Source organism: Aeromonas sp. 130281 (genome assembly GCF_056642115.1).
In genome coordinates this window covers 1495205-1519041 of sequence record NZ_JBWVQS010000001.1, presented here as the reverse complement: position 1 = coordinate 1519041, position 23837 = coordinate 1495205, and the positions used below count along the sequence as shown (strand labels likewise).

Annotated in this window: 17 protein-coding genes; 7 read left to right on the top strand and 10 right to left on the bottom strand. The window is 60.5% G+C overall.

The window, feature by feature from the left end; genetic code table 11:
- Window positions 1–72: 72 nt before the first annotated feature.
- Window positions 73–2514 carry an ABC transporter permease gene (locus AC1IN8_RS06860; protein ID WP_479758432.1) on the top strand — a complete coding sequence of 814 codons (2442 nt, stop codon included), beginning with the start codon at window positions 73–75 and terminating at the stop codon, window positions 2512–2514.
- Between the two features lie 63 nt (window positions 2515–2577).
- Here AC1IN8_RS06860 and AC1IN8_RS06855 read toward each other — a convergent pair whose 3' ends face one another.
- Complete coding sequence (locus tag AC1IN8_RS06855) at window positions 2578–3483, bottom strand: TIGR01777 family oxidoreductase (protein WP_139436002.1); 906 nt, start codon at window positions 3481–3483, stop codon at window positions 2578–2580.
- Between the two features lie 281 nt (window positions 3484–3764).
- On the opposite strand from AC1IN8_RS06855, the gene AC1IN8_RS06850 reads away from it, so the two are divergent.
- The gene (locus AC1IN8_RS06850; RefSeq protein ID WP_479758431.1) at window positions 3765–5315 is read left to right on the top strand and encodes an EAL domain-containing protein; all 1551 of its coding nucleotides are present in this window, start codon (window positions 3765–3767) and stop codon (window positions 5313–5315) included.
- A 117-nt stretch (window positions 5316–5432) separates the two neighbouring features.
- On the opposite strand, the gene AC1IN8_RS06845 is transcribed toward AC1IN8_RS06850, so the two are convergent.
- Complete coding sequence (locus AC1IN8_RS06845) at window positions 5433–6614, bottom strand: aminotransferase-like domain-containing protein (protein ID WP_404837844.1); 1182 nt, start codon at window positions 6612–6614, stop codon at window positions 5433–5435.
- A gap of 195 nt (window positions 6615–6809) precedes the next feature.
- Complete coding sequence (locus tag AC1IN8_RS06840; protein ID WP_479758430.1) at window positions 6810–7877, bottom strand: M28 family metallopeptidase; 1068 nt, start codon at window positions 7875–7877, stop codon at window positions 6810–6812.
- A gap of 276 nt (window positions 7878–8153) precedes the next feature.
- Here AC1IN8_RS06840 and trmB point away from each other — a divergent pair, with 276 nt between their 5' ends.
- The 4 genes from trmB (at window position 8154) to AC1IN8_RS06820 (ending at window position 11582) form a co-directional block, all read left to right on the top strand.
- Entirely contained in the window at window positions 8154–8867 is a 714-nt protein-coding gene (gene trmB / locus AC1IN8_RS06835) for a tRNA (guanosine(46)-N7)-methyltransferase TrmB (RefSeq protein ID WP_139436010.1), read from the top strand.
- Window positions 8868–8909: 42 nt separating this feature from the next.
- Complete coding sequence (locus tag AC1IN8_RS06830) at window positions 8910–9242, top strand: YggL family protein (RefSeq protein ID WP_005348158.1); 333 nt, start codon at window positions 8910–8912, stop codon at window positions 9240–9242.
- A gap of 97 nt (window positions 9243–9339) precedes the next feature.
- Complete coding sequence (gene glsB / locus AC1IN8_RS06825; protein ID WP_202046621.1) at window positions 9340–10260, top strand: glutaminase B; 921 nt, start codon at window positions 9340–9342, stop codon at window positions 10258–10260.
- A gap of 38 nt (window positions 10261–10298) precedes the next feature.
- A complete protein-coding gene (locus AC1IN8_RS06820) occupies window positions 10299–11582 on the top strand; it encodes a rhodanese-like domain-containing protein (RefSeq protein ID WP_414017163.1) in 1284 nt (427 codons plus the stop codon).
- An 82-nt stretch (window positions 11583–11664) separates the two neighbouring features.
- Here AC1IN8_RS06820 and AC1IN8_RS06815 read toward each other — a convergent pair whose 3' ends face one another.
- The 6 genes from AC1IN8_RS06815 to AC1IN8_RS06790 all read right to left on the bottom strand — a co-directional run bounded on the left by AC1IN8_RS06815 (window position 11665) and on the right by AC1IN8_RS06790 (window position 19117).
- The gene (locus AC1IN8_RS06815) at window positions 11665–13752 is read right to left on the bottom strand and encodes a YjbH domain-containing protein (protein WP_479758429.1); all 2088 of its coding nucleotides are present in this window, start codon (window positions 13750–13752) and stop codon (window positions 11665–11667) included.
- Window positions 13752–14501: a capsule biosynthesis GfcC D2 domain-containing protein gene (locus AC1IN8_RS06810; RefSeq protein ID WP_479758428.1), complete on the bottom strand. Its 750-nt coding sequence runs from the start codon at window positions 14499–14501 to the stop codon at window positions 13752–13754. Before AC1IN8_RS06810 ends, AC1IN8_RS06815 begins: the two co-directional genes overlap by 1 nt.
- Entirely contained in the window at window positions 14498–15109 is a 612-nt protein-coding gene (locus tag AC1IN8_RS06805) for a YjbF family lipoprotein (protein ID WP_479758427.1), read from the bottom strand. Before AC1IN8_RS06805 ends, AC1IN8_RS06810 begins: the two co-directional genes overlap by 4 nt.
- A 100-nt stretch (window positions 15110–15209) precedes the next feature.
- Window positions 15210–15482 (bottom strand): hypothetical protein, encoded by a 273-nt coding sequence (locus tag AC1IN8_RS06800; RefSeq protein ID WP_139436024.1) that lies wholly within the window; start codon window positions 15480–15482, stop codon window positions 15210–15212.
- A gap of 86 nt (window positions 15483–15568) precedes the next feature.
- Window positions 15569–16513, bottom strand: a complete 945-nt coding sequence (locus AC1IN8_RS06795) for a Wzz/FepE/Etk N-terminal domain-containing protein (protein WP_479758425.1) — start codon at window positions 16511–16513, stop codon at window positions 15569–15571.
- A gap of 63 nt (window positions 16514–16576) precedes the next feature.
- Window positions 16577–19117 carry an SLBB domain-containing protein gene (locus AC1IN8_RS06790; RefSeq protein ID WP_162519177.1) on the bottom strand — a complete coding sequence of 847 codons (2541 nt, stop codon included), beginning with the start codon at window positions 19115–19117 and terminating at the stop codon, window positions 16577–16579.
- 900 nt (window positions 19118–20017) lie between these two features.
- On the opposite strand from AC1IN8_RS06790, the gene AC1IN8_RS06785 reads away from it, so the two are divergent.
- On the top strand, window positions 20018–20227 hold the full coding sequence (locus AC1IN8_RS06785) for a YgdI/YgdR family lipoprotein (RefSeq protein WP_041205103.1): 210 nt from the start codon (window positions 20018–20020) through the stop codon (window positions 20225–20227).
- Between the two features lie 43 nt (window positions 20228–20270).
- Here AC1IN8_RS06785 and AC1IN8_RS06780 read toward each other — a convergent pair whose 3' ends face one another.
- Complete coding sequence (locus tag AC1IN8_RS06780) at window positions 20271–23834, bottom strand: ATP-binding cassette domain-containing protein (RefSeq protein WP_479758424.1); 3564 nt, start codon at window positions 23832–23834, stop codon at window positions 20271–20273.
- Window positions 23835–23837 lie beyond the last annotated feature (3 nt).

Here is a 23837-nt window from a genome sequence, read left to right as displayed (position 1 = left end):
GCTGCGCCGGGAAGGGTTTAGCGGGGAGCTGTGGTTCTGGCTTGTGCTGGCGCCTGGGATGGGGAGCAAGTCATGAGTCAATGGAGACTGGGTTTCAAGCTGCTGCGCCGGGAAGGATTCAGCGGGGAGCTGCGCTGGTTCGTGCTGGCGCTGGCGCTGAGCGTGGCCTGCGTGCTGAGCGTGGCCCTGGTGGCGGATCGGCTGGATGCGGGGCTCAAGGCCTCGGGCCGCGACTTCATCGGGGCGGATCGGGTGCTGCGCTCCGCCACCCCGGCGCCCGAGGCCTGGCTCGCCCAGGCGAAGCAGGAGGGGCTCCTCGTCCAGACCACGGTCAGCTTCAACAGCATGCTGTTTCACGGCGACGGCCTGCAGCTGGCGTCCATTCGCGCCGTGCCGAGCGATTTCCCCTTCTATGGCAAGCTGGAGCTGATGCCCCAGCGCGCCCCTGCGCCCGGCGAGATCTGGCTCTCTGCCCGGGTGATGCAGTTGCTCGGTGCCAAACTCGGGGACGAGCTGGAGGTCGGCAACACCAGATTGACGGTGGCGGGGGAGCTGGGCCAGGAGCCGGATCAGGGCTTCAGCCCCTTCCAGATGGCGCCAAGGGCGCTGATCCACAGCGCCGATATCGAGGCTACCGGCGCCCTCTTGCCGGGCAGCCGCCAGCAGTGGCGCTATCTCATCAAGGGATCCCGGGAGGGGGTCGCCCGCTATGAGCGCTGGCTCAAGCCCAAGCTGACGGCGGGGCAGAAGCTGATCAAGCCCGACGATCAGGGCTCCCAGGTCGGCAAGTCCCTGGCCAATGCCGAGCGCTTCTTCCGCCTGGCGTCCCTGGCCGGCGTGCTGCTGGGGGCCCTGGCCATGGGCATAGCGGTGCGTCACTTCGCCGAGCGCCAGACCAACATGGTGGCGCTGCTCAAGACGCTGGGGGCGTCGCGGCGTACCCTCTGGCAACTGATGGGGACGCTCCTCGCCTCCCTGACCCTGATAGGTGCCCTGATCGGCCTGGTGGCGGGGAGCGCCATGCAGTGGCTGACGCTGCAACTGCTGGGGGATCTGCTGCCAGCTGATCTGCCGCCGCCCTCCTGGCGCCCCTTTGCCCTGGGTCTGGCGGTCGCCTTCTTCATCACCCTGCTGCTGGCCTTCATCCCCTTCCTGCGCCTGCTCAAGGTGCCGCCGCTACGGGTACTGCGCCGGGAGCTGGAGGCGGGCATTCCCCCCTGGCTGACGGTGCCCGTGGGCCTGCTCGGTCTGTTTGCCCTGGTCTGGGGTTTTACCGCCGATGTCAGGCTGGCGCTCGGTCTCATCGGGGGCATGGGGCTGCTGATGGTGCTGCTGGCGCTGCTGGCCTCCGGGCTGCTGCGACTCGGTGGTCGGCTCAAGGGCCCTCATGCCCTGCGTCTGGCCATCAGTCACCTCTCCCGCGAGCGCGGCAGCGGCCTGTTCCAGCTGGCGGGCTTTGCCCTGGCGCTCATGCTGTTCGGGCTCTTGTGGGCGGCGCGGGTCGATCTGCTGGATGATTTTTCCGCCCGTCTGCCCGCGGATGCCCCCAACCGCTTCCTGGTCAATGTGGCCGACGGGGAGCGCGACGGCATACTGGCGGATCTGCACCAGGCCGGTGCCATCACCTCGGACTTCTACCCCATGGTGCGCGGGCGTCTGACCCGGATCGCCGGTCAGGCGGTGGGTGAGGATGCGGCCCGGGAGGGGGTGAACCGCGAGCTCAACTTCACCACCACGGCGACCCTGCCCCCCGACAACCAGGTCACCTCGGGCCAGTGGCTCGGCGGCAAGGGGGAGGTCTCTGTCGACGAGGTGCTGGCGGGCCAGCTCGGCATCGCCCTGGGGGACGCCCTCAGCTTCACCATAGAGGGGCGCAGCTTCGAGGCCAGGGTGACCAGCCTGAGGTCCATCAAGTGGGACAACATGCGGCCGAACTTCTACATGATCTTCTCGCCGGACGTGCTGGCCCCCTTCTCCCAGACCTGGCTTGGCAGCTATCGCCTGCCGCCTGAGGGGCGCAGCGCCGAGGTGGAGCTCATCCGTCGCCACCCCACGGTGAGCCTCATCGACGTGGAGGATCTGATAGGGCGGCTGACCCTGGTCTCGGATCAGGTGAGCCGGGCGCTGGGGCTGATGCTGGGGCTGGTGACGGTGGCCGCCCTGCTGGTGCTGCTGACCCAGACCCAGGCCAGCATGGCCCATCGGCGCCGGGAGCTGCTCTTGATGCGCACCCTGGGGGCGGGCAGCAAACTGCTCGAGAAGATGCTGCGCTGGGAGCTGGTGGCGAGCGGCACCCTGGCGGGGCTGTGCGCCGCCATGGTGGTGGAGCTCTGCTCCTTTGGCCTGCAGTGGTGGTGGTTCGATGGCCAGTGGCAGTTCCACTGGGCCATCTGGGCCGGCCTGCCCTTGCTGGGGGCCCTGCTGGTGACCCTGGCCGGTCAGGGCATGCGCCGTCAGCTGCTGGCGGGCACCCTGAGCGACCGGCTAAGAGGCCTGGGGCAGGGGCTGCTCTGACGGCCGCTGGCGAGGCACCGATAGTGACAATCCCGACCCAGGTCGGGATTTTTCATGGTGGTTTCAGCGCGGGGGCTGCAGCAGGTTGCCGAGGGCCTCGGGGAGGGCCGGATAGGTGAAGTGGAACCCCGCCTCCTGCAGGCGTGCGGGCAGGATCTGCTGGCCGGTGAGCAGCAGATCCGCCGCCTCGCCCATCAGCAGCCGAAGCACCCGGGCTGGTACGAAGAAGAGGTGCGGGCGATGCAGCGTGCTGGCCAGGGTCTGGCTGAACTGGCGATTGCTGACCGGCTGCGGGGCCGTGCCATTGAAGATCCCCTCACACTCGTCGTGCTCGAGGAGAAACAGCATGGCCCGCACCAGATCCTGCACGTGGATCCAGCTCATCATCTGGGTGCCCGGGCCCATGGGGCCGCCGAGCCCCAGCCGATAGGGGGGCAGCATCCTGGGCAGGGCGCCCCCGTCGGTGCCGAGCACTAGGCCGATGCGCACTATGCAGACCCGGGTCTGGGGGCTGCGGGCCTGCAGGGCCAGCTGCTCCCACCGCTGGCAGAGGCGATGGGTGAACTCGTCGTGGGGATGGTGGCAGCGCTCGTCCAGGGGCTCATCCCCCTGGCGGCCATACCAGCCGATGGCGGAGGCACTCAGCAGCAATCTGGGGGGCGTGCTGGAGAGCTTGACGAGATCCACCAGCTGCTCGGTCAGCAGCCAGCGGCTGTTGCACAGCAACTGCTTGCGGGACTCGCTCCAGCGGCCACTGGCGATGGGCTCCCCGGCCAGGTTGATGACGATGTCCACGTCGTTGAGGTGATCCAGCCGGTCCAGGTTGTCCAGCAGAGTGACGTCGTGACCGAGCAGCTCATAGGCCCGGCTGCCCTGGCGGGTCAACACCACCACCTCGTGCGCCACCTTGAGGTGTGCCACCAGGCGGCGGCCGATAAAGCCCGTTCCCCCCGTGATCAGTATCTTCATGTGCTGCCTCCCTGATGGCTGTTGGCTCTACTCTAGAGGCTGGGCACTGGATGGACAAGCTCCTGTTTTTATGAGCATTATAAATTCATGATGGCGCCGCCTCGCGCGCCTTGCGCCAGGGTGCAGGTGCTGGCCCAATGCATGGGCGCTGGATGGGAAGGGGGGCTTGCCTCCCAGAGCGGGTGCCATCTGGATTTCACCCGAGCGCATCATCATTGCTTGCCAAGCGGGCAGCAGCGGGTAAACTCGCCTGCTTTTTCGCCGTGACCATGAGGACGGTTATGCCATTTCGTCGTTTAAGGGTGCGTCAATTCTATGTCCGGCTGGCCTGTGCCCTGCTGGCGGGTCTGCTGCCCATGGTGCTGGGGCTCGCCGTCATCACCTGGCAGACCGCCGCCGGAGTGCAGCAGGATGCGGTGGAGCGGCTGCAACATGCCAGGCTGATGTTCGACCGCACCCTGGACAACGCCCTGCTGGCGGCATCGGCCCTTGCCGGCAGTCTGAACAAGCCCTGCCTCGAGGTGGTTCAGGGGCTGCGGGATCAGGTGGCGACGGTGCCGGATGTGCGCAGCGTCAACTTGGCAGAGGGTACGACCATCTACTGCACCTCCCTCTATGGCCCGGTCAGCGGGGAGATCCAGCTGGGCGACTACGTGGGTGGCAAGCTGGATCTCATGAAGGGTAACCCCGTCACCCCGAATCGCCCCCTCATCGTCTACCGGGAGGAGATGGGCAGGTTCAGCGTGCTGGTGGGGATAGACGGCTACTACCTGCTCAACATTCTGGACATGCTGAGCCGCAACTCCCCCCTCGGGCTGGTGGTCGGCCAGGAGATGCTGCTGCGAGACAGCCAGCTCACCGACCGACTCATCCCGTCGGACAGTCCGGGCTACCTGGAGGAGGCCTCCGGCAAGTATCCGTTCAAGGTGGTGACCAGGGTATCGGTCGATGAATACAGGGCTCACATCTGGGACTACTCCAAGGTCGGCATCATAGTCTACCCCCTGCTGAGCGTGCTGTTCGGGGTGGGGATCTTCTGGCTGATGGGGCGCTCGACCTCCCCGACCCAGGAGCTGAAGCGGGCGCTGGATCAGCAGGAGTTCATCCCCTATCTGCAGCCCGTGGTGACAGGGGAGGGGGCACACTGGAGCGGCTGCGAGGTGCTGATGCGCTGGCAGCATCCCCGTCAGGGGATGATCTCGCCGGATCGCTTCATTCCGCTGGCGGAAGACAGCGGCCTCATCGTCCCCATGACCCGGCTGCTGATGGCCCAGGTGCGGGAGACCTTTGCCCCCCTGGCGGATCAGTTGCCCAGGGGGTTCCACTTCGGTTTCAACATCAGCGCCAGCCACTGCAAGGATCTGAGCCTGCTGGACGATTGCCGGGACTTCATCGACGCCTTCCGGCACAACCCCATCAAGCTGGTGCTGGAGCTGACCGAGCGGGAGCTCATCGTAGCGGACGAGACGACAGACCGGCTGTTCGCCGAACTGCATCAGCTCGGCGTCTTCATCGCCATCGACGACTTCGGTACGGGGCACTCCAGCCTGACCTATCTGCAGGCCTTCCAGGTGGACTTCCTCAAGATCGACAAGAGCTTCGTCGGCATGATTGGCTCGGATGCGCTCTCCAGCCACATCGTCGAGAACGTCATCGATCTGGCGACCCGGCTCGGTCTGCTGCTGGTGGCGGAAGGGGTGGAGAACCAGGTGCAGGCCGATTACCTGAGGGAGCGCCAGGTGGATTTCCAGCAGGGCTACTTCTATGGCAGGCCCATGCCAATGACGGCCTTTGCCAGCCTGCTGCCCACCCAGCAGCCCCCGTCAGCCTGAGGGGCTACGCCAAGGTGCTCGGCGCCCATGGCTTGCTCGCCCGCTGACAAGGGCTGAGAGCGAGGCATAAAAAAACCAGCGACCCGGGTCGCTGGTTTTTTTTCATCCCCAGAGGGGTCAGAGCATGCGGGACAGGGCGCGGCAGAGGCGCTTGATGCCCTCTTCCGTGGTGGCCTCATCCACACAGGAGAAGCTCAGGCGCAGGGTGTTCTGGATCTCGGGGCGCACATAGAAGGGGGCGCCGGGCACGAAGGCGACCTTCTCCTTGATCGCCTCGTCGAACAGGGCCATGGCGCTGATGCTGGGCGGCAGGGTCAGCCAGAGGAACATACCCCCCTCGGGGCGGGTGTAGCTGACGCCGGGCGGGCAGTGACGGCTCAGGGCGGCCTCCATGGCGGCGCGCTGGCGGCCATAGACCTCCTTGATCTTCTCCAGATGAGCGTCGAGGGAGTGATCGGTCAGGAAGCGGTGCAGCACCTGCTGGCTGAAGGCGTTGCTGTGCAGATCCGTGGCCTGCTTGGCGATGGTGACCTTCTTGCGCAGCCAGTCCGGCACCAGCATCCAGCCCAGACGGAAGGCGGGCACCACCGTCTTGGAGAAGGAGCCGAGCAGTACGGTATTGTTCGGCGCCAGCTTGGCGATGGGGGGCAGGTGCTCCCCCTCGAAGCGCAGCTCGCCGTAAGGGTCGTCCTCCACCATCAGCAGATCGTGGCGCACCAGCCGCTCGGCCAGGGCCTCGCGGTTGGCACGGCTATAGGAGACCCCGCTCGGGTTCTGGAAGTTGGGCACGCCGTACAGCAGCCTGGCGCTGGAACCCTGCTCCAGCAGCGCATCCAGCGCGGCCAGATCCAGTCCCTCTTCCCCGAGCGTGATGGGCCTGAAATTCGGTTGATAGACGGAGAACGCCTGGATGGCACCCAGGTAGCCCGGCTCTTCGATGATGAGATCCTGCCCCTCGTCCACCAGTACCTTGCCCAGCAGATCCAGCGCCTGCTGGGAGCCGCTGGTGATCAGGATGTTGTCCGGGTTGACCTCCATGCCGTGGCGGCTCTGGTAGCGATCGGCGATGTACTGGCGCAGCGGGGCGAACCCTTCGGTGGTGGCGTATTGCAGCGCCGCGGCGCCCTGCTCGCGCAGCACGTCCTGGCAGGCTTGCTCGATGGCCTTGACCGGGAACAGGTGGGGATTGGGCAGGCCGCCGGCGAAGGAGATGATCTCCGGATTGGCGGCGACTTTTAGGATTTCACGGATAAAGGAAGGCTCGACCTTCTCGAAGCGCTGGGCAAAAAACGGCTGCATAGGGTTCTCTCTGACTAGGTGGCGGTCGCTCCATTCAACCGCCAGGTTATCCGTTTGTATCAGATTTCAGAAATGAGGCAATGGCTGTCACAAAAATCCATAAAAAAGGGCAGGTTTGGCACCTGCCCGAATTTTATCGTCTCTACCCTGGCCGGGGGCGCCAAAACCCCTGCCAGGCGTTCATCTGCCCTGAGCTCAGAGCCCGGGATCTTTCAAGAAGCTGATCATCAGATCCGTGTTGGCACCGAGTTGCTGCTGGACCCGACCCGGGAACAGCTCCGCCATCTTGTCGAGGCGGTCGTGCTCCGTGTGCCAGATCTTGCCCCACTGGGTCTCGCTGTCCCGATCGCAGGCGCTCTTGCCGGCCTCGTCGTAGCAGTCCCACAGCGCCCGGTTGGTGCTCTGGGAGTAGCCGTCATAGCCATCCTCCCCGTTGATGGTGAAGTTGGTGGCCTCCACGTAGGCGATGGGCACCCCCAGGCAGGCAAAAGGCGCATGATCCGACCAGCTGCCGGTCTCCCCTTCCGGGTAGCCGTCGTAACTGGGGTGAATGGCGAACGGGGTGGTGCTCTGCTTGGAGATGGCCAGCAGGCGATCGCGCACCTTGGGATCGAAGCTGTAGCGGCCCGGCTCGGCGCAGTTGTACTCGGCCACGTCCGAATGGGCGGAGTGAACGTAGACGATGTCGCCCCCGGCTATGGTGTCGTAGTTCACCATGGCCAGCAACTTGGCGACGGCGTCGCTGTCGAGGCTGGCGGCATAGGCCTTGGAGCCGTTGAGGCCGTTCTCCTCCGCCCCGAAGAAGGCGAAGCGCACCGTGTAGGGCAGGCTCTCTCCCTTGAGCGCCTCGGCGACCGCCAGCAGGGCCGCGACACCGGCACCGTTGTCGGTGGCACCTTCGGAGCCCTTCTTCTCGCCGGTGCTGTCGTAGTGGGCACCGATGAGGATCACCTTGTCACTCTGGCCCTTGAGCTCGGCGACCAGGTTCTGGGAGTGCTTCTCGGTGCCGCTTCGGGTGTAGCTGAAGGGCTGGTTCTGCACCTCGTAGCCCCAGCCGGTCAGATGGTCCTGGATCCAGGCCGCGGCACGGGTTTCGGCCTCGGTGCCCGTGGGTCTGGCACCTATGCCTTCGGCACTCGAGCTCAGCTGCACCAGGTATTCATAGGCCTGGGTTTCGGGGGCGGGGGGTTGGGAGTCATTGTCCGAGGGGTTGCACCCGGCCAGCAGGGCCGAGATGGCGAGGGTCAAAAGGGCTCTTTTCATACTGCAATCCTTTGTTGTGTATGGTTTTATTTTTCCGCGTCAGGATGCACCTGACGCCCGGCAGATTCTGTGAGGGGGGTGGCATTTGTCAACCGCAGTGGCGGAATTGGTCAGTCAGGGGGGATTTGTTGTGCGAAACACTTGCGCCTTGGGCCTATCTTGGGATAATTCGCTCCCCTGTTTTTGCCGATTGATGAAATAACGAACCACCAGGTCGGCCTAAACCCGGATTGACCCCGGTTCTGTTACCCGGATTGATGAAATAACGAGACAAATATGCCTGTGACCCAAGATGTATTTAACGAAGACGGCAAGTTCATGCGCAAGATCCGCAGCTTCGTCCGTCGCGAAGGCCGCCTGACCAAAGGGCAGGAGAAGGCCCTGGAAGAGCTCTGGCCGGTCATGGGCATCGATTTTGCACCACAACCCCTGGACATGGTGGCGCTGTTTGGCCGCGAGGCCCCTGTGGTGCTGGAAATCGGCTTCGGCATGGGCGCCTCCCTGGTGGAGATGGCCAGGAATGCCCCCGAGAAGAACTTCATCGGTATCGAGGTGCACTCCCCGGGCGTGGGGGCCTGCCTCGGCACCGCCCAGGAAGCGGGCGTCACCAACCTGCGCGTGATCTGTCACGATGCGGTGGAGGTGCTGGAGCACATGATCCCGAACGGTTCACTCTCCTGCCTGCAGCTCTTCTTCCCGGATCCCTGGCACAAGAGCCGCCACCACAAGCGCCGCATCGTACAGCCGGCCTTCGCCCAGGACATCCGCCAGAAGCTCGCCATCGGTGGCGTCTTCCACATGGCCACCGACTGGGAAAACTACGCCGAGCACATGCTGGAAGTGATGAGCGCCGCCGAGGGGTACGAGAACACCTCCGCTACCGGCAACTGGGTGCCCCGTCCCGACTGGCGCCCGCTGACCAAATTCGAGCAACGTGGCCATCGTCTGGGCCACGGGGTCTGGGATCTGATTTTCAAGCGTGTCAGCTGAGCTGGCACGTCAACTCCGTATCCACTAACTTGAGGAGCTATCATGGCCAATCGTAGCCGCCGTCTGCGTAAGAAACTGCGCGTCGATGAATTCCAGGAAATGGGTTTCGACATCAGTTTCAACTTCCCGGTCGGCACTGCCGAAGAGACCATCGATGCGGTAGTCGATGCGATGATCGATGAGGTTGTTGAACCCCGTAAGCTGGCCTTCGCCGGTTCAGGCCACCTGGCCTGGGAAGGGATGATCTGCACCCAGCAACTGGGCAAGTGCACCGAAGAGGACCGCGCCGCCGTCAAATCCTGGCTGGAAGGCAAGGGGATGGAGGCCGTGGTGGTCACCGAGCTGTTCGATCTCTGGTACGGTGAGCCGGCCTGATATCCGACTGCCTCTCGGGCAGATAGAAAATCCCGCCGCCGGCGGGATTTTTGTCGGTGAGCCTCGCCTCACCTCGTCTCATCTCATGGAATCGTCGATGGTGTTGTCATCCGAATTACTGGCCAGCATCCTGGAAGAGGTGCGCCCGCTGCTCGGGCAGGGCAAGGTGGCCGATTACATTCCCGCGCTGGCGCAGGTGCCGGCGGACAGGCTCGGGATCGCTGTCTGCACCGTGGAGGGGGAGCTGTTCACCGCCGGTGACGCCTGCGAGCCCTTCTCCATCCAGAGCATCTCCAAGGCCCTGAGCCTGACCCTGGCGCTCACCCTCTATCAGGAGGAGGAGATCTGGGCCCGGGTGGGCAAGGAGCCCTCAGGCCAGCCGTTCAACTCCCTGGTGCAGCTGGAGTTCGAGCACGGCATTCCCCGCAACCCCTTCATCAATGCCGGCGCCCTGGTGGTGAGCGACCTGCTGGAGACCCGGCTCACGGCCCCGCGCCAACGGACCCTGGAGCTGGTGCGTCGCCTGTGCGGCAATCCGGCCATCATGGCGGACCAGGTGGTGGCCCGCTCCGAATATCAGCACGCCGCCCGCAACGCCGCCATCGCCTACCTGATGAAGGCCTATGGCAACTTCGAGAACGAGGTGGACAAGGTGTTGCAGAGCTACTTCAATGCCTGCGCCATCCGCATGAGCTGCGTCGATCTGGCCCGGGCATTCATCTACCTGGCCAACCGCGGCGTGCCGCTCGGCGAGAGCTCGCCGCTGCTGCCTGCCCGCACCACCAAGCAGGTCAATGCCCTGCTCGCCACCTGCGGCCTCTATGACGAGGCGGGCGACTTCGCCTACCGGGTCGGCATGCCGGGCAAGTCCGGGGTGGGGGGCGGCATCATGGCGCTGATCCCCGGCGAGCTGGTGGTCTGCGTCTGGTCCCCCGAACTCAACAAGGCGGGCAACTCCCTGGCGGGCACGGCGGCGCTGGAGCTGCTGGCCGAGCGCCTCGGCCGCTCCATTTTTTAACTTTGTTCACTATGCATCGAGACAACATCATGAAACGAATGACTGGACTGTGGCGCAGCGGCCTGGCCGCCCTGCTGCTCTGGTGTGCCTGGCCCGCCCTGGCCGCCGAACTGCCCCCTCTCTCCCTGGCCGATGCCAAGGCGAAGCAGGCCGTGATCCTGGATACCCGCCCCAGCTACTTCTACCAGGGCTGGCCCATGGCGGGCGAAAAGCAGGGGGGCCACGTGGCTGGCGCCGAGAACCTCTCCGCCGAGTGGAAATACAGTGACGAAGAGTGGCCCAAGGCGCTCGCGAGCAAGGGGCTGAAGGCCGATCTGCCGGTCGCCCTCTACGGCGCCCCGCGGGAAGTGGCCGAGGTGGCCCGTCTGCTGCGCCAGCAGGGCATCAAGCAGCTGTTCGAGCTGCAGGGCTGGCAGAGCGCGCCGCGCGAGCACCTGGCCCGCTGGCAGCAGCTGGTCTACCCGCTCTGGCTCGCCGATCTGCAGGCCGGCAAGCCGGTGGCGGCCGCCCCCAAGGGGGACTGGAAGGTTTTCGAGGTGGACTGGGGCTCGCCCAAGGCCTACTTGCTGAGCCATATCCCGGGGGCCGGTTACATAGACACCAACCGTCTGGAAGAGGAGCCGCTGTGGAACAAGGTCTCTGACGAAGCCCTCAAGCAGCTGCTGTTGGAGAACGGCATCCGCCACGACACCACCGTCATCCTCTATGGTCGCAACACCATGGCGGCGGCCCGTGCCGCTCACCTGATGATGTATGCCGGGGTGGAAGACGTGCGCCTGCTGGACGGCGGCCTGGATGCCTGGTTCGTGCAGCACCTGCGCACCGAAACCGGCCTGGCCAACAAGTTTGAGCCGGTGAAGGAGTTTGGCGTGGCCATTCCGGCCCATCCCGAGTACTACACCAGCCTGGACCAGGCCAAGGCGCTGCTCAAGCAGCCCGATAGCGCCCTGGTCAGCGTGCGCACCTGGGACGAGTTTGTCGGCAACACCTCAGGCTACAGCTACATCAAGCCCAAGGGCGACATCCCGGGGGCCAAGTGGGGTCACGGCGGCGTGGATGCCAACAGCATGAGCGACTTCCACAACCCGGACGGCACCATGAAACCGGCCCGCGAGATCCTCGCCATGTGGGATCAGTGGAACATCGAGCCGACCCAGCAGGCCGCCTTCTACTGCGGCACCGGCTGGCGCGCCTCCGAGGCCTTCTTCTACGCCTGGCTGATGGACTGGAAACGGATCAGCGTCTACGACGGCGGCTGGTACGAGTGGAGCTCAGACCCCAAGAACCCCACAGTCACCGGTGAGCGCAAGCCCAAGGGCTGATCGCAGAGACCCATGTGCCAGAAACAAAAAAGCACCTTCATGGAAGGTGCTTTTTTTATCTGCGACGTGCAGTCACTTCATGTCAGAAGGAGGCGACGCTGCTCTGGCTGTAGAGCCCGTACTTTCTGGCCAGCATCTGGCCGCCGTCCCGGGTCAGGGGGACCCAGCTGATGGTGCCGCTGTCTATGGTGGACTTGAACATCATCAGATCGAACGGGATTGTGATGTAGAGCCCCTTGGTAAAGCTCCCCTCGCCATACTCTTCTGCCGACACATTGGTGAAGGTGGCAAAGAAACCGGCGCTGATCCCCGAATCAAACTGCTTGGCGAAGTTGACGGTGGCGCCATAGTCCCCCGCCAGGTAGCGACCCACCGAGATCTGGGCCGTCACCTTGTCCAGAAATTCAGGCTGCCAGTAGGTGGTGACATGGCCGGTCGCCACCTGATAGTCGGCCAGTTGGAGGGTGTTTTCCCAGTCCCGCTGCTTCACCAGGTTGATGTCTGCCCCTATGGCCCAGGTTTGGTTGAAGGGGCGATACAAGGTTTCACCACCGACCCCGGCGTACATCATCTCCAGATAGCCGCCATAGGCCTGGGCGTACCAGGCATCATCATATTTATCCATATGGGTGAGCTGAAGGTTATTCAGGAGCACATCCGAGGAGGTGACATATTCCCGGATCCAGGTTCTGACCCGGGGCAGGGCCTCGCCGTCGGGTGGGGGAGCCGTGTAATTGAACTTGTCGTAGTTGTTGAACAGATTGAAGAAGATGGTGCTGCTCAGCCAGTTGCGTTCGGTCATGTACCAGTCGGTATTGGCATTCAACCCGACCTGATACATGTAAAAACTCTCTGAGCCTCCGATGGACTGGTTCAGTTTGGGCACAATCTTGAAGCTCCATGAGCGGGGTTCCGCCTCATGGCGCAGTTTCCCTGCCACCTGGGTCGGCGCCTGACGGCTGACCTCTATCTCCTGTGTCTGGCCGAGAGGAAGGTCGCTGTTGGCGCGGCGTACGGAGTCCAGATCGACGCGGGTCTCCTGCAGTGGCATTCCTTGCTTCTGCTCGATGATCCGCAACTGCTTCACCGACGCAGGGACCTCATTGATGGCGAGCATGGTGGCCCTGTGCTCGCCCTGAGCCTGCTCCCGGAAGCGGGTCTGCTCACCCACCAGGGTAAGGGTATCGTCATCACCGTAGAGGGAGACCTCTTGCCAGCCTGCATTGGCGGCAAGCTGAGAGGACAAGTCCTGCCAGTCCACTTCATTCAGAGAGGCAGTTTCGCTGACCTGATAGGCCGGAACCGGGGGGTCCATGAGTTTGGGCAGCGACAAGGAGGGATCGTTGAAATTGGTATGCAGTGTCACCCCCCACATCAGCGTATTGCCGCGCTGATAACTGAGGTGCATGTCGAGAGCATCATAGGGCTGGTAGACTATGCCCACATTGATGGGGGTGCTTTGTGTTATGACGCCCGCCGACTCGTGACTGTAGTCATTGCCATCGTATTCAAGCTTCAACCTCAATGGTTGCCAGGGCGTCTGGTACTCGATCCCGCCAAAGAGTGCGGCAGGTCCATGGAACAGGCTGCCAAATTCAAATTTGCCACCACTGCCAGAGAAACTGTCGTCGCGCTGGCACCAGGCCTCACGGGCTTCACAGAAGGGGTTCTTGATATTGCCGCTCTGCCCCATATTTCCCCATGCCATCCCGATGGTGAAATCCAGGTTCTTGTAGCGTTTGCTGGCGACTATGTACTCGCTGTCAAAGAGTCCGGTCCCCATGACATCGCGAAGTCCGACAGAGACATGAGGGCGCCAGGTGGATTCATTCCAGAGTCTGGCTTTGACATCCATGCCCTTGTCTTTATAGGTTTGATCGCCACTGAAGCTCTCGTCATTGCTATACAGGCGGGTGCGAATGTCGGTGTATCTCAGGGTGGCTTCCAGCCAGTCGAATGGCTGCATGGAGATAGACCAGCGTCGATATTCCTGGTTATCCATGTAGTTGAATGAGAACTCACCTTCTGGCGCCATGCGCGCCGTTGGCATCTGGAGCAGACCGACGCCACCAAAGTCACTCTGGGTGGGAAAGGTAGGGGAGAAACTATCCGTATTGGCGCAAGCGATAGGAGAGACAAGAATAGAGAGGGTGGCGATTCTGGTTAGCATTACTCGGGTATCCGATTAGCAATCATTTCGGCAATACGGAGATTGATGTTTTTAAATTTGGCCGGCAGTAACTCGGGAGCTAACCCGGCAAACAGGGTTGCACCGGGCATGGGCTCTATATGATATTCATTCCAGACGGCCACGGGTGATAACTGGATGCTGCCATCTGGCTGGATAAGATATACCTCGCCCGGGTTGGCTCCGGCCAACAAGCTATGGCCTTGCCAATATTCAGCCAAACCTTTTCCATGTTCATGAGGCAATGACTTGCGGCTATTGATTAACCCCATCAAATATAAACGGGATGGCCGAGGAGAAACATAGAGTGAGTAATTCCCGGTCAAACGAGGGTTGTTGTCAGGTTCAACTCTGCTGAGATCGGGATCCAGTTTTATGTCAATCCGGCCTGTGACATCAAGCTGATCCAGCTCTCGCAACAGTTGCTGGGTTGTTTGGACCAGGCCACCTTGATGCTCTCTCATCCACATCACCTGGAGTGATTTCACATCGGCGAGCAAACGCTCCTTGGCTTGCTGGGCCACACGCTCTTCCGTGGGGGATGAGATGATGGCGGCAGGCCAATAGATATGGCTAGGTAGCTTGGAATTATTTAGTAGCTGTTCAAGACGCTGGCTATTCGAAAGGGAGATGGTGGTGCTATTGACATTACCGAAGACTACTTTAGTAACGCTGTCTGCGTGAAGCAAGGGCACATAGCCTATCAATAACGAGAGTATTATTTTTTTCATGGTGCGTAAGGCTTGGTAAAGACCATTTCTATGGTGCTGTTGTCAGGGCCTAGCTTTTGAATGGTTTTTCTGACCAGGCCAGACTTTTTGTCCAACCAGTAATAATTCTTCCATGTTTGACCATCTTTTATCGACTGCACAGTTTCCTCATAGAGGGAGGTCACAATGATGACGCCGTTGATATCCAGGTCTTCATTCGCCAGTTGCCGGAATACACTGTGCAGGCTTCTCCCGCTGCGGCGATTTTTTGCCCATTCCGCGCTGTAACTGAACTGTGCACCCGAAGTGATGGAAGATTGGGATAATGGGTCTGTCATCGAGTCTGCAAAGTAATCAAGATCATTATCCAACTTCAGTGTTCTGGTTATACGACCATGTTTGGTCACAATCATGCCTCTGTCGCTGCTGACCCATGACAGTCGATTATTCTCTGCAAATGCAAGAACGACGAATATTCTGGGCCTGTCATCGACAGTTACAAATGCACTGGCATAAGGTAGTTTATTGATTGCTTCTGGGGAGATGGTTATTTCTTCATCCCCGGAAAAAAGAAATTTAAGTTGCTGATAGCTATCAAAGTTGTTGTCTGCACAGCCAAACAACAACATTGATAGCACTATGAAAATGCGCTTAGTTAGCATGCAAGCATCACTGAATAGATAAGTATTAAAATAAAGACTGCCCTGAGGCAGTCTTTAAATCTTAATATCAACGAGCTGTGCTGGTCACAGTCGAAGTGGAGCTGTTGCTGTTGCCGTCGTCATTGCTGGCAACGGCGACGGCAACACCAATGGCAGCAGCAGCGGCTACGCCAACGGCCAGAGCACCTGCGGTGATGCCACCGACAGCAGCGCCAGCAGCACCGGCACCGGCAGCAGCGCCACCGGTACTAGCACCAGCGCCTGCAGCTACTGTTTCTGCAGCCATGGTCGGGGCGGACAGCGCCAGCAGGGCAGTCATAATCAAAACACTCTTCTTCATATATTTCCCTTATAAAATCAGAATAGTCGACGATCGTTCTATTCTATTATGATGGCAAGCCATCGTTTTTGATCAGTTTGCATCCATCATCTTTTATCATGACGGAATGCAAACCGAACCAAAACTATCATCACTCCCAGCATGCCGCCCAACAGTGCACCCAAGACAACAATCAGTGCCCGTTTTGGTTTTATTTTTTCTTCGGCTATGACGGCAGGATCAAGGACCTTAAAAACGTATTCCTGATTGACTTCGGCGAGCATCAAGGTTTTGGTCTGCTCTTCGATCAGTTGATAAAAAACCTTCTGCATATCGGCGACGGAGGTTTTGGATAACTGCTCGGTCAGATAGGAAATATTGCGCTTTGCCTCTTCCTGATCTCGTTTTTTCATGGTGTGGTTGAGATCATCGATCAACCAGTCCACCCACTGTTTGGCCAGTTGCGGTGAATAAAAGTCGATGGTGACAGTCAATAATTCAGTTTTGGGATCGCTGTTGAGGGTGACCAGATTCTTGAAAGCCTTGATCAGTTCCCAGTCAGTGGGCTCGGGAGACCTGCCGGGCGGCATCTCGCGGACCCACTTCTGATCCTGGGTATCATAGACCTCAGGGTCGATGAGCAGCTCACCCGTGGTCTTATCTATGCCGGTGGCGGCGATCAGAGGGACAGCCAGCTGGTGCCGGCGGATGAAATCCCCAAGAAACAGCCGTGATTTGCCCACTTCGATGGCTATCGAGGCCTTATCCCCGCCTTTGTTGCCAAGATCGACGCCAGCCAGGCTGGCCAGCCCGCCGAAGCGGGAGGCCAGCGCGGAGAGCCCGCCACCTTGCTGCTCAAGGGAGGGGGTCAGGAGCGCTTCGGCACGATAGATATTGGGGCTTAAAAGTGCGAAGGCGACGGCGAAGCAAGTGGCAATGACGGTGGTGGAAAAGATCCACCACTTGCCGTGCCACAATGCAATCACCAGTTCCCGCAGGTCAATTTCATCACTCACCGGAGACATATCTCTCGGTAAGGGAATGACATTCACTTTTTGTGCTTCCATTGTGATGTAATGAGTCCTATGGAATATAAAATGATGCGTTCAATGGCATTATTTGATTGCGGACCAGGCTACGCCCAACTGATACATGATCTGTGTGGCGGAAGACATGATGCTCAGGTTATCCAGATAATCAGAGTCCACCGGGACTATGATAGTGTCACCAGGTTCAAGGCTCTTTCGTCCGCCAAACCAGCTATCATTGGGTAACATCACACTGCCATTGGCCTTTATCACATAGACGCGATCGGTATCGGCTTGCTTCTTGGTACCACCGGCAAGACTGATGTACTCATTGATGCTGGTGTTCTCTTTATAGATATGCGAAGAGGGGAATTGCACCATGCCTGCGATGGAGACCACATTCTGCATGGTCGGGATGTATAATTTATCGCCATCCTCCAGCAATATATCGGATTGCTTTTCTCCAGAGAGCAAGGCTGGCATATCTATGGTCATCCGACCAATTGCCTTGCTGTTCTCCAGTTGATTCACAACCGTCATGGCCTCGGCAGGAGAGCTGCTGTAGTTGGCAATGGTGCTCTGCCTGCGCAACGTCATGGTCGATATCTCTTGGCGAAGTTCATCCCGTAGCATCACCAATCGCTCCTCTTCCTGCTGGCGCAGGGCTTTACGTGCAAATATTGCACCGTTGGGATTGGCGTAGGCAGTAATGCCACCCACCCGCTCGATCAGATCGTGCAGGCTTTCTCCGCGACGCACGGTATAAGTGCCGGGGAATTTCACTTCACCGAAGACCTGGACGGTCGCCTCTTCCCGCCACTGGGGATGGGGCAGAACGTTGATATTGTCTTTGGATTGCAGGAGTGGCGAATTGTACGGGCTATTGGCTGTGTCCAGGGAGAATCGCTCATTCTGGACCAGGATGCTGTCACCACGCTCATTGACGCGGGACAGCTCGACAATGTTGGCCTGCTCATTGAACCCGCCGGCGGCGAGAATGGCATCGGACATACGACTGCTCTCGGTCAGTGGGTAGAGGCCCGGGTATTTCACTTCCCCCCTGACTTCCATGATTTTGACCGGCTGGCCCTGAGTCGACTGCGCTTTCAAGCGTTCGATGACTGGCGCCAACAAGACTTGCCTGGAGTCAGCCACAACGGCATCTGTTGCCGTTTTATCGGAAAGTGAGGAGAGCTTGACCTGACTATCGGTATTCAATTCATCACTTTTGACATTGGCGCCGGTGGATGCATCTGTGCGCATCATGGCAGCGTTGCTCAATTCTTGCGACTTGGTTCCGAGGTCTTTTACTTTTGTATTCGTCGCCGCAGTCTCTCTGAGGCGGTCAGTAGCATCGTTGCGGAACACCAGCACCTGATCCCTGGCCTGAAGCAGGACATCATCCTTGCCGCCTGGGTGTTGCAGAGCATTGCCCAAATTGAATTGAATCACGCTGATATTACGCTGGGAGTCAATCTCTCTGACCACCAGAGCGTAACTCAAATCGGTAGCCGAAATGAGGTCTCGCTCAACACTCTGCAATATAGTGCTGACTCGAGTACCGGGAGAGAAGCTGTAGACGCCGTCACGAACGACTGCACCTTTGACCACAATGGCCTGGCTATATTCGGTGCTGCTCGGTTTCACCGATATCTTGTCCCCGTCCCGAATACTGAAAAGGCGATCATGGGCGTTTGCCAGGGTCAGGTTGAATACCCTGAGACCGCTATCGGAGTGGCGCTCTACGGAGACTTCTTGCAACGCGGCGGCTTTGACGCCGCCAGCCAGTGCGAGTACATCCGCCAGGGGCGCCGAATTTCTCAGCTCGTAAATGGCGGGGCGCTTGACCAGCCCGTTGATGGCGACCTCACTGCCCTTGGCAGGAACAAACACTGTATCTCCGGCCTGTAAACGGATGTCTTGGCTGGTATCACCCCAGACAAGCATCTTGTAGAGATCCACATCTATGACGTTTTGCCCTGCGCGTTTCACCTGGATTTTTCGCAAGGAACCGACTGTGTCTATGCCACCAGCGGCCTGCAATACCTGAGTCACGGTCGCCATGCCACTGACATTGTAAGCGCCCGGGCGGTAGGCGTCTCCCATGACAAACACCTGCATGGAACGCATTGAACCAAAGCTGATGAAGGAATTTACACCTATCATCTGCTCCTTGATCCTGGATTCAAGGTCACTTCTGAATTGCTGGAAGGTTAAGCCACTGGCGGAGATAGGGCCGAGACTGGGAAAATCAATAAAACCTTCCCGGCCGACACTCAAATCATAAACAGCATTTTCTTTGCCGTAGAGTTGAACATGAATTTCATCTCCAGGGCCAATAACATAGTCATCCGCAACAGGCATGTCGGTAATAGGAGCATCCAGGATGGGCTCACCGGCAAATACATTATACCCAAATGGTTGCAAATCCCCTGGTTGTGCCACTCCGGCTACGAGAGGGCGCTGGGATACCTGGCTATAATCCAGTTCACGTGGTGCGGCAACAGGAACCGATGGTGTGACAGGGGTAATAGCACTGGCACTATTTAGCTGTTCAGTGGATATACCATACTGCTTTGCCAGAGCCTGCTGTTCTGCCGGTGGCAGCCGCTTGAATTGCTCCATCATCTGCGGGCTTATCTGCGGCGCAGCGAATATATTCAAACTAATCGCAGCTAAGATCCATGACGCTGTTATAACTTTCATTTTACGTAAAGCCTTGCAATGGGTTTGTTTTGACTGCTACAAATGATCGACATAAATTAAATCATGCTCACTCATAAATTAAGTGGATGATCTCTTTATGTGATATTTCCTGTAAAAGGATTGGGCTCTCTCATTGCAATATCTGTGTATGAATTCTTATGTTTTATTGTTGGCAGTTAATTTAACTGCTCACTGACTCGTGTACTGTGCAATCAGTACGGGTTGTGACCACCATATATTGGCGACATAAGGGCATCACACAAGCAGCAGCAAATTGCTGCTCTGTCACAGTATTGTGAATTGACTCAATGAGGGGCTCATCGTGGTGTCCATCTGGACTGGAGGTAAAACAGACATAGCTACCGCATCCGAATGACATATCGGCATGAAATGTAATTTTTTTGTTATGGATCTTGATCGCCAGACAGAAGGTGTCGCATCCGATGGGGCGAAAAAGATGAGTTATTGATGGATTTAGTAATTAGGTTGCCATTTGAATTCAGTGTCGGAATCTATCAAAAGCGTATTTTTTTGCAACATATATCAGACAATTCTCAGTCTGAATGTCGGATGATTCTCAATCTCTGATTTTTTGAGTGAGAAACGATGCATTGTGTAGTCAATTTGTTTCTTTTGTGGTGTTTCTGTGTTTGTTTTTTTGTGTGATCTTTTTTTGTTGAATCTGAATGGAAGTACTTGCTTGGGTGTTGACTTTAAATTTCATTTTCTATCCATCTGTTGCTCGTCGCGCCGCGGCCCTGAATCCGCCTGAGCTAGGCTTCACTTATCAACCTAGTGGTGAGAGTGAAGGGGGGATAGGCAATGAAACGACTGATGATGATCCTGGTGTGCATGCTGGGGCTGGTGGCGTGCAGCTCCCAATACATCATGAGCACCCGGGACGGGAAGATGATTACCACCGACAGCAAGCCCAGGCTGGATGAGGACACGGGCATGTACCGCTACTACGACGAAGAGGGGCGGGAGATGTTGATCAACAAGGATGACATCACCCAGATCATGGAGCGTTGAGACGCACGACGAGCAGGGCTGCCCGCGGGCAGCCCTTTTTGTTTCAGCCCGTCAGCTCCCCCACCTGGCGGTTCACCTGACCGGCGAACAGCTGGTGGAAGCGGGAGCCCGGATTGGCCAGCAGGCTGACCGGAGAGCCCTGCTCCACCACTGTGCCAGCCTCCATCACCACCACCTTGTCCACCGACAGGAGCGGCTCCAGATGGTGGGCTATCACCAGATAGCTGGCCTGTGGCCGGTAGCGATAGAGCAGCTCCGCCATCTTGCGCATGCCGCCGTGGCTGAGATCCGAGGTGGCCTCGTCCAGCACTATGAGGGGGCGGCGCGACAGCAGGATGCGGGCGATCACCAGCAGCTGGGTCTCGCCGGCGGAGAGTTGTAGCCGGTCGAGATCCTCGTCCAGCCGGCCGGCGCAGCGCTCGGCCAGGCCGACCCGGGCCAGCGCCTGCTCCAGCGCGGCGTCGCTCTGCTCGCTCAGGGGGGCGAGATTCGCGCGCAGGGTGCCGAAGAAGGTGAGGGGGATCTGGGAGACGGTGTCATAGAGTGCGCGCACCGCCTCCGGCGCCAGGGCAGAGAGCGGCTGATCACCGTAGTAAATCTCTCCCTGGGAGGCCGGATACATGGCCTGCAGCACCCCGAGCAGGGAGCTCTTGCCTGCCCCGGTACGCCCGCACACCCCCACCTTCTCGCCGGGGGCCAGCTCGAAGTTGACCCTGTGCAGGGCCCACTGGCTGGCGCCCGGGTAGCGCAGCCCCAGGTTGTCGAAGCGCACCGCCGGATGGGGGGTGGCGAGGGCCTCTCCTTCCTGACGCTCGCTCTCTATCTCGCTGTATTCACGCACCCGCTCCACCGCATTCATCACCTGCTCCACTTCGGCGAAGGTACGGATCAGGGAGTTGAGCATGGCCGAGGCGGTGAAGGCGTAGGTGATGGCCACGGCCCCCAGCAGCGGGCTGTTGCCAAAGGCCACCATCAGTGCCACTGCCCCCACCAGGGCGGCGGAGAGCAGGGTCTGGTGCATGCCGAGCCAGCGGTTGATGGAGGTAGTGGTGTACCAGCTGCGCAGGTTGTTGTCATAGTGATGCAGCACCTGATCCAGCGCGAAGCGCTCGGCCCCGGCCAGACGCAGGGCGGGGGCGCCGCGAATGGTCTCGCTGATGCTGATGTAGAGCGGGGAGCGCAGCACCGAGGACTGGCGCCGCAGCTTGAGCTGCACCGCCCGGTAGCGCCGTTGCAGCACGTAGAGCGCCCAGCCCACCAGGGGGGCGATGAGCAGCAGCAGGGGAATGTTGATGCCGATGACCACCACCTGCAGAGCCACAGAGACCAGCATGCCGAACAGCCCCATCAGCATGGACAGCAGCACCTCCTGGGCCTCCCCGAGATCCCGGTCGAAACGGTTGAGGATGCGCCCCTGGGGCACCTTGTCGAAGAAGGCCATGGGGGCGCGGCTGATGCGGCCCAGCATGCCGTCGAACAGGGTCCAGGCCAGCTTGAGGCCGAGTTTGTAGTTGATGACCCGCACCACCATGATGCAGACCAGCGATCCCGCCCCCAGCAGCACATAGATGCCGAGCAGGGTGTTCACATCGCTCACCTCGGCCTTGCCGCCGAGCCAGAGATCCGAGGCGATGCGCAGCCCCTCCTGTCCCAGGGTGAGCAGCAGGGCGATCAGGATGGCGCCGGGGGCGGCCAGGCGCTGCCACATGAAGCCGAACAGCCCCCAGTCCACCTTGCCCTCCACCACCTTCTCCTCGCTGAACTGCTCCGCCTCCTGGGGGGGGACCGGAGGAGTGGGCTGCGGGTGCTGGATAAGATCCGCCAGCTGGTGGGCGTCGAGCTCCACCAGGCGGCCCTGCTCGATGCGGATCACCCGGTCGCAGTGGGCCAGCACATCCGGGTCGTGGCTCACCAGCAGCCGGGTCGGCCCCGGCTTGAAGGCGAGCCCTTGCTCCAGCACCTGGGCCGAGACCATGGGATCCAGCGCAGACAAGGGGTTGTCCAGCAGCAGGATGTCGGCCTCTGCATAGAGCGCGCGGGCCAGGGCGACCCGCTGCTGCTGGCCGCCGGAGAGGCGGGTGCCGAGCTCACCCACCAGGGTCTGATCCCCGTGGCTCAGCAGCCCCAGATCCGTGGCGAGGGCGCAGGCACCGAGCACCCAGTGGTAGCGTGCCTCGTCCCAGGGTTGACCGAACAGAATGTTGTTGCGGATGCTGTCGTTCATCAGCCAGGGCTTGTGGCCCAGATGCGCCACCCGGCCGTTGCGACGGACAGTCCCCTCAAAGCCGTTGTCAAAACCGGCGACCAGGTGCAGCAGGCAGCTCTTGCCCGCCCCGGTTGCCCCCGTGATCCCCACCAGCTCCCCCGGCTCGATGTGCAGACTGACCCCCTGTAGCACCGGTTTTTGCTGGTGCAGGGCGGTGACCTCTTCCAGCCGCAGGCTGCCGACCGGCAGGCTGGGATCGCCGAGATCCCGATGCTGCTCCGGGCTGCTCAGAAACTCGCACAGCCGGTTGAAACCGGTATTGAAGTTGATCAGGGTGCGGATGAGGTAAGGCAGCCGCATCATGGGGATCCGCAGCACGGCGAACAGGGCTATGGTGGTGAACACCTGGGGCAGGGTCAGGCTCTGGCCCGAGGCCAGATAGGTGGTGAAGGTGGCGAGCGTCACCAGCAGCGGGGTGCTCATCATCAGGAAGCTGTTGATGGCATCGAGCTTGAGCACCCGGCCGAGCACCCCCAGCTCCTGCTGGCGCTTGGCGTTGGCCGCCCGGGTGAAGAAGGCGCCGAGGCCGTTCTGGCGCACCAGGCGCAGCTTCTTGATGTATTCCGCCAGTATGCCGTTGCGCTCGTCCTGCTGGCGCTTGAGTTGCTGCTCCTGCTGATTCATGCGGCGCACCACCCGGGTGGAGAGCAGCAGCAGCAGGGTGAGCACAGCAAAGCCCACCAGACCGGCGCTGCCCACCTGCCACACCAGCAGGGCTATGGTGCCCGCCAGTTGCAGTGCCATGGTGAGCGGCATGGCGGGATCCGCCAATATCCAGGTGATGTCCCACACGTCCCGGTTGATGAGGTTCTGTACCCGGCCACCGGCCCTGTCATCGAAGCTCTTGCCGCCGAGCTTCATCACCTTGGCGAGCAGGGATTCGGCCAGCAGGCGGCGAATGGGGACGTGCATCTTGAGCGCCAGCTGCAGGGAGTGCTCCGCCAGCATGCCGGCGGCGAGCACCGAGGCAAACAGGGCGAAGGCGAGCAGCAGCTTGTGGCCGGTGCTGGCATCGGTGCCGAGCTGGGTCATGCTGTGGTTGAGCAGCCAGGGGCTGGCCAGGGTGGCCAGCATGCCGATCAGCTGCAGCAGGGTGAGCAGGCCGATACGGCGACGGTAGTGGCGCCAGATAAAGGCCATGATGGGCCAGGGACGCACCGGCGCAGCGGCGGTGAGCGCGAGGAAGGCATCGGCCCGCGCGTCGCGCCTGTCTTCCGGCAGCAGGGGGTAGAGATCGTCGAGACCGACCTGGGGCTCGGTCAGCCCCTTGCGTTGCAGCGGGCCCGTCCAGTGATAGAAGAGGCGGCTCAGCCAGCCGGCCGAGGTTTCCGGATGATCCAAAGG

Bases quoted from the DNA above. Each gene is read 5' to 3' on its own strand.
- AC1IN8_RS06860 (WP_479758432.1), top strand. From the start codon at position 73: ATGAGTCAATGGAGACTGGGTTTCAAGCTGCTGCGCCGGGAAGGATTC.
- AC1IN8_RS06855 (WP_139436002.1), bottom strand. From the start codon at position 3,483: ATGAAGATACTGATCACGGGGGGAACGGGCTTTATCGGCCGCCGCCTG.
- AC1IN8_RS06850 (WP_479758431.1), top strand. From the start codon at position 3,765: ATGCCATTTCGTCGTTTAAGGGTGCGTCAATTCTATGTCCGGCTGGCC.
- AC1IN8_RS06845 (WP_404837844.1), bottom strand. From the start codon at position 6,614: ATGCAGCCGTTTTTTGCCCAGCGCTTCGAGAAGGTCGAGCCTTCCTTT.
- AC1IN8_RS06840 (WP_479758430.1), bottom strand. From the start codon at position 7,877: ATGAAAAGAGCCCTTTTGACCCTCGCCATCTCGGCCCTGCTGGCCGGG.
- trmB (WP_139436010.1), top strand. From the start codon at position 8,154: ATGCCTGTGACCCAAGATGTATTTAACGAAGACGGCAAGTTCATGCGC.
- AC1IN8_RS06830 (WP_005348158.1), top strand. From the start codon at position 8,910: ATGGCCAATCGTAGCCGCCGTCTGCGTAAGAAACTGCGCGTCGATGAA.
- glsB (WP_202046621.1), top strand. From the start codon at position 9,340: ATGGTGTTGTCATCCGAATTACTGGCCAGCATCCTGGAAGAGGTGCGC.
- AC1IN8_RS06820 (WP_414017163.1), top strand. From the start codon at position 10,299: ATGACTGGACTGTGGCGCAGCGGCCTGGCCGCCCTGCTGCTCTGGTGT.
- AC1IN8_RS06815 (WP_479758429.1), bottom strand. From the start codon at position 13,752: ATGCTAACCAGAATCGCCACCCTCTCTATTCTTGTCTCTCCTATCGCT.
- AC1IN8_RS06810 (WP_479758428.1), bottom strand. From the start codon at position 14,501: ATGAAAAAAATAATACTCTCGTTATTGATAGGCTATGTGCCCTTGCTT.
- AC1IN8_RS06805 (WP_479758427.1), bottom strand. From the start codon at position 15,109: ATGTTGTTGTTTGGCTGTGCAGACAACAACTTTGATAGCTATCAGCAA.
- AC1IN8_RS06800 (WP_139436024.1), bottom strand. From the start codon at position 15,482: ATGAAGAAGAGTGTTTTGATTATGACTGCCCTGCTGGCGCTGTCCGCC.
- AC1IN8_RS06790 (WP_162519177.1), bottom strand. From the start codon at position 19,117: ATGATGGAGCAATTCAAGCGGCTGCCACCGGCAGAACAGCAGGCTCTG.
- AC1IN8_RS06785 (WP_041205103.1), top strand. From the start codon at position 20,018: ATGAAACGACTGATGATGATCCTGGTGTGCATGCTGGGGCTGGTGGCG.